Source organism: Burkholderia sp. LMG 13014 (assembly GCF_905232215.1).
GTDB lineage: Bacteria > Pseudomonadota > Gammaproteobacteria > Burkholderiales > Burkholderiaceae > Burkholderia.
Map to the genome: position 1 here is coordinate 1 of NZ_CAJNKE010000448.1, position 4,907 is coordinate 4,907.

The 4,907-nt window shown below is 69.1% G+C and carries 6 protein-coding genes; 4 read left to right on the forward strand and 2 right to left on the reverse strand.

Features of this window, described 5'->3' with window-relative positions:
* Positions 1-300: thiamine phosphate synthase (locus JYJ84_RS28300; protein ID WP_205189747.1), on the forward strand; the 300-nt coding region annotated here is incomplete at its 5' end.
* Between the two features lie 71 nt (positions 301-371).
* On the opposite strand, the gene JYJ84_RS28305 is transcribed toward JYJ84_RS28300, so the two are convergent.
* Complete coding sequence (locus JYJ84_RS28305) at positions 372-2,027, reverse strand: DUF3459 domain-containing protein (protein ID WP_175221807.1); 1,656 nt, start codon at positions 2,025-2,027, stop codon at positions 372-374.
* Between the two features lie 307 nt (positions 2,028-2,334).
* Between JYJ84_RS28305 and JYJ84_RS28310 the strand changes: the two genes are divergently transcribed.
* Positions 2,335-3,042 (forward strand): class I SAM-dependent methyltransferase, encoded by a 708-nt coding sequence (locus tag JYJ84_RS28310; RefSeq protein WP_175221781.1) that lies wholly within the window; start codon positions 2,335-2,337, stop codon positions 3,040-3,042.
* A 139-nt stretch (positions 3,043-3,181) separates the two neighbouring features.
* On the forward strand, positions 3,182-3,850 hold the full coding sequence (locus tag JYJ84_RS28315; protein ID WP_122949732.1) for a glutathione S-transferase: 669 nt from the start codon (positions 3,182-3,184) through the stop codon (positions 3,848-3,850).
* Between the two features lie 12 nt (positions 3,851-3,862).
* On the opposite strand, the gene JYJ84_RS28320 is transcribed toward JYJ84_RS28315, so the two are convergent.
* Positions 3,863-4,516 carry a DUF1345 domain-containing protein gene (locus JYJ84_RS28320; RefSeq protein WP_175221806.1) on the reverse strand — a complete coding sequence of 218 codons (654 nt, stop codon included), beginning with the start codon at positions 4,514-4,516 and terminating at the stop codon, positions 3,863-3,865.
* 136 nt (positions 4,517-4,652) lie between these two features.
* On the opposite strand from JYJ84_RS28320, the gene JYJ84_RS28325 reads away from it, so the two are divergent.
* Positions 4,653-4,907, forward strand: a 255-nt coding sequence (locus JYJ84_RS28325; protein ID WP_205189749.1) for a metallophosphoesterase, incomplete at its 3' end; no start/stop codon positions are given.

Below are 4,907 nucleotides of genomic sequence, written 5' to 3' on the forward strand. Positions count from 1 at the left end.
GCATTGCGCGCCGCCGCGCAGCGGCCTTTGCCAGCCGGAAGGTGGGTGTCCGCCGCCTGTCACACGCGCGACGACCTGCTGCTGGCCGCGCATGCCGGCGCGGATTTCGTCACGCTGTCGCCCGTGTTGCCGACCCTCAGCCACCCCGGTGCGCCGACGCTCGGCTGGGCGCAGTTCGAAACGCTGGCTGCCCAGGCCGCGATGCCCGTCTTCGCGCTCGGCGGCATGACGCGCACGCACCTCGACGACGCGCGCCGCCACGGCGCGTACGGCGTCGCGGGCATTCGCGGGTTCTGGTAGCTCGGGGATTTCCTGCGGCGCAGCCGGGCGCACACACACCCGGCCGTTCGGATGCTTGCTCGCTCACATCATCATGCGTTCAGGTTCGGACGCATGTCTCGCCATGCACCGTCATCGATGCGCCGCGCATCGTGCGTGAGCGCATACCGGTTGACGTCGCCCGTCAGCCACGCGACGAGCGAATACGGCGGCAACACCCGTTCATCGATCCGGTCGCGCGCACGGGCCGGCGTCTCGAACACGACCCGCCCTTTCGGGGCGTCGAACGGCAGCGCCTCGGGCGACAGGTTCAACGCGATCGTCAGCGTCTCGTCGTCGGCGAGCCGCCATGATGCAAGCAGCGCGTCGGCATCGCCGTCGCCGTCCGACTTCAGCGCACGCGCATCCTGCGGCCGGCAATCGGACAGCCGCGGCGCGATCAGCTTCGCGCGCACCGCCAGCGCCGATTGCACGAAATGCGCGCGATCGATGTCGCGCGCGGTTTCGTCGAAGATCAACGGAATTTGCGGCGTGAGCAGCGACAGCGCAAGCGCGGCCAGACCGGCCTCCTGCCCGTGGTCGCCCTGCCCGCTGTCGCGCCACGCGCCATCGGACAGCACCAGCGACGTCAACGACAGCCCGCTGTCGGCAGCCATCATGCCCTCTCCCGACGCAGCCGGCTGGAACGCAGCCCCGGCCGCGGTGAGCGCGCGTGCGAGCGTGTGGATCGACTGGTGCGTGGAAATGCCTTCGTGACCCGACGCGTCGCGCCCCGTCAGCCGGTGCAGCGCGCGTTCGCCGCACCCGTTCCACTGCGCATCGAAATGGGTATCGGCAAGATGCGCCGGATGCCGCTCGCTGCCGAGCACGAGGTGGATCAGGCGGTCGGCCGGCACGGCCGCGCGCACGCGATCCGCGATCTCGCGCAGCCACGACACGCCGATCCGGTCGGCTTCGCGCAGGCGCAGCCCGTCGCAACGGTACTCGTCGATCCAGTACAGCGCGTTGTCGCAGAAGAAATCGCAGACTTCCGGATGATCGAGCGCGAGCGGCGGCGCCTGCAGCGGATCGTCGCGCGTATGGAAGAACGGCGCCGCGTAGTGGCGCAGCGCGTCGGTGCCGCTGCCGAAGCGCGCGTAGTCGAGCTCCAGCAGCACCGCGAGACCGTAGCCATGCGCATCGTCGATCAGCGCCTTCAGCGCATCGGGCCCGCCTTCCGCCGCGAGCGGCGCGAACGGCAGGCTGTCGTGCGGCGACGCCAGCAGTTCCAGCGCAGTCACGCCAAGGCGCGCGAGTCGCGGCAGGCGCCGGCGCACGCCATCGAAGCCGCCCACCGCGTGCGGACGAATCGCGTAGAGCGCGATGTCTTCCCACGCGCGCCCGTGCCAGAACGTGTTGCGCCAGATGAACGCGCGCGGATCGACGACCTCGCTCGGGCCGTTGAGCCCTTCGGGTTGCGAGCGCGACGCGGGATCGGGAATCGATACCGTATCGTCGAGGCGATAGCGGTAAAGCGCACCCGCGCCACAATCGGCGAAGACTTCGAACCAGTTCGTGCCGGCGGCCGTCATCGGAACGAGCAACGGACCGAAGCCGGTATCGAGTTCGAGCTGGACCTGCGTGCTGCCCGGCGCCCACACGCGAAAATGCGTGCGCGGCGTCGCGCAGAGCGCGCCACAGGGCTGTGCGCCGAACGGCAAGCAGTGAATGTGGTGCTGCGCATACGGATCGTGCGGACAATCGGACATCATGCGCTCCTCGTGCGTACCGAGCGGCATGGCCGCGCCAGCGGCGCGGCACATCGGGGCCCGGCATGCGACGGCCAGGCGGGGGGAGAGAAACGAGTATGCGCCGGATTCGCCACCGCGATGCATCGCTCCCGGACATTTTTAAATACGAATCGACCCCGGGAAAACCCGCAATCCGGCAGGTGCCGGCGAGTCAGGTAGCCGGCATACCGGAATGACCACTCGCCTTGTTGCACCGGCCGCGCACGCTTACGCTCTGCGCCATGCTCGCGGACACGTCGTCCGCGCCCGACCCGAGGAACCCGCCATGTCGCTTCCCGCCAGCGCCGCCAAATTCGATCCGGCACGCGCACACGAATACGCCGAGCAATCGCGCATCGCGCTCGCCGGCTACGATGCCTGCCACGAACTCACCGCGTGCATGCTCGCGTCGGCCATCGATGTGCCCGATGCGAGGATCCTCGTCGCGGGCGCGGGCGGCACGGGGCAGGAAATCTGCGTGGCGGCCGCGCTCGAGCCGGGCTGGCGGTTCACAGCCGTCGATCCGTCCGCGCCGATGCTCGCGCTCGCGCGCTCGAACGTCGAGGCGGCAGGCTTCGGCACGCGCACGGCGTTCGTCGAAGATGGTGTCGATGCGTTGGCCGATACGCCCCCGTTCGACGGCGCGACGCTGATCGGCGTGCTGCATCACGTCCCGGGCGACGAAGCGAAGGCGGCGCTGCTGCATGCGATCGCGCGGCGCCTGAAACCCGGCGCGCCGCTCGTGCTCGCCGGCAATCATCGCCGCTACGCGGACCACCCTCGCCTGCTCGACGCATGGCAGCAGCGCTGGCGCATGAAGGGCGCGACGCCCGACGCCGTGCGCGCGCAACTCGCGAAGATCCTGCAGGGGGCCGATCCGCCCGCGTCCGAGGAAGCCGTGTTCGGCCTGCTGCGCGAGGCGGGCTTCGACGCGCCGCTGCGCTTTTTTGCGAGCCTGTTCTGGGGCGCGTGGATCGCGGTGCGACGCGCGTGATGGATCGGGGCGGTCGGCCAGACGCGGTTGGCTGGACGCGGTCGGCTGGACGCCGCTCGAAACGGCGCACGACGCGTTTCGCGGGCGCGCCACACGCGCTGGGTATGATGTCGTTTCCGCCCCCACTTCCGGTGTCGACATGCTCACGGTTCATCACCTGAACAACTCGCGCTCGCAGCGCGTGCTCTGGCTGCTCGAAGAACTGGATGTGCCGTACGAGATCGTGCGCTACGCGCGCGATCCGAAGACGATGCTCGCGCCAGCCGAGTTGCGCGCGATCCACCCGCTCGGCAAGTCGCCCGTCGTCACCGACGACGGCCGCACGTATGCCGAATCGGGCGCGATCATCGAGTACCTGGTCGAACGCTACGGCAACGGGCGCCTGGCGCCGCCGCCCGGCACGCCCGAGCGGCACGACTACACGTACTGGCTGCACTACGCGGAAGGGTCGGCGATGCCGCCGCTGCTGCTCAAGCTCGTCGCGCTGCGGATCGCGCACGCGCCGATGCCGTTCTTCGCAAAGCCGATCGCGCGCAAGATCGCCGACACGCTGCAGTCGAGCTTCGTCGATCCGCAGATCGCGCTGCATCTCGGCTATATCGACGACACGTTGAGCCGCACCGGCTGGTTCGTCGGCGACGGCTTCAGCGCCGCCGACATCCAGATGAGCTTTCCGCTCGAAGCCGCGACCGCACGCGGGGGCGGCAGCCGGTATCCGGCGATCGCGCGTTTCCTCGACGCGATCCACGCGCGGCCCGCGTACCAGCGGGCGCTGGAGCGCGGCGGCCCGTACGACCTGCTCAAATAGCCTCGGCCCGCGTCAACTCAGCAGGCCCGCCGCGACGTTGATCGACAGCCCGAGCACGGCCATGTTGAAGTAGAACGACAGGATCGACTGCGCGAGCACCGAGCGCCGCGCGGAGCGATTCGTCAGCGACACGTCGGCCGTCTGCGACGCGACCGCGAGCGTGAACGCGAAATACAGGAAATCCCAGTAATCGGGTTCGGGCTTCTGGTCCGGGAAGCGCAGCGCGCGATCGTTGCTCGGCGAGCCGTAATAAAGCCGCGCATAGTGCAGCGTGAAGATCGTCGGGATCAGGAACCACGCGCCGAACAGCGTCGCGCCCGTGATCGCGTAATGGCTGAGCCCCGCGCGGAAGCCAACGCTCTTGGCGGTCGCGAGCTCGATCGCGATCGCAGCCACGCTCGCGACGGTCGCGATGCAGATGACCGTGAGCACCGTAGTCGCGTTTTCGTCCTCGCGGATCGCGATTTCACGCACCTTGTGATGGTGCGCGGTGACCATGCGCACCCACATCAGCGCGAGATACAGCCAGATCGCGCAATCCCAGCCGATCAGCGCACGCACCGTCGGACGCAGCGGAAACGGCAGCAGCACCGCACACAGCAGGCCGGCGACGAACGCCGCGACCAGGCGCGGCCGGTTGCGTAATACCTGCGGATAAAACGTCATCATGTGATTCCGAAAGCGAATGGAAAGGTTCGGCCGGCGCGCGGAGCAGCCCGCCGCGCCGTACCGACGGGTACTGCCCCGATTATCGTCATTCCATCGTGACGTGGCGATGGGCGCGAGCGCCTAAGATAATGGGATGACTGCCACCGCCCCCCTCTGCCACCATCCGGCGAACACGGCCGGCCGCGACCTGGTCGTCGGCGACCTGCACGGCTGCGTGGATGTGCTGCGCGCCCTGCTGCACGACCTCCGCTTCGATCCGGCTCGCGACCGCCTGTTCTCGGTCGGCGACCTCGTCGACCGCGGCCCTGCCTCCGAAACCGCCCTCGACCTGCTCGACCGACCGTGGTGCCACGTCGTGCGCGGCAATCACGAGGAAGTGCTGAGCCTC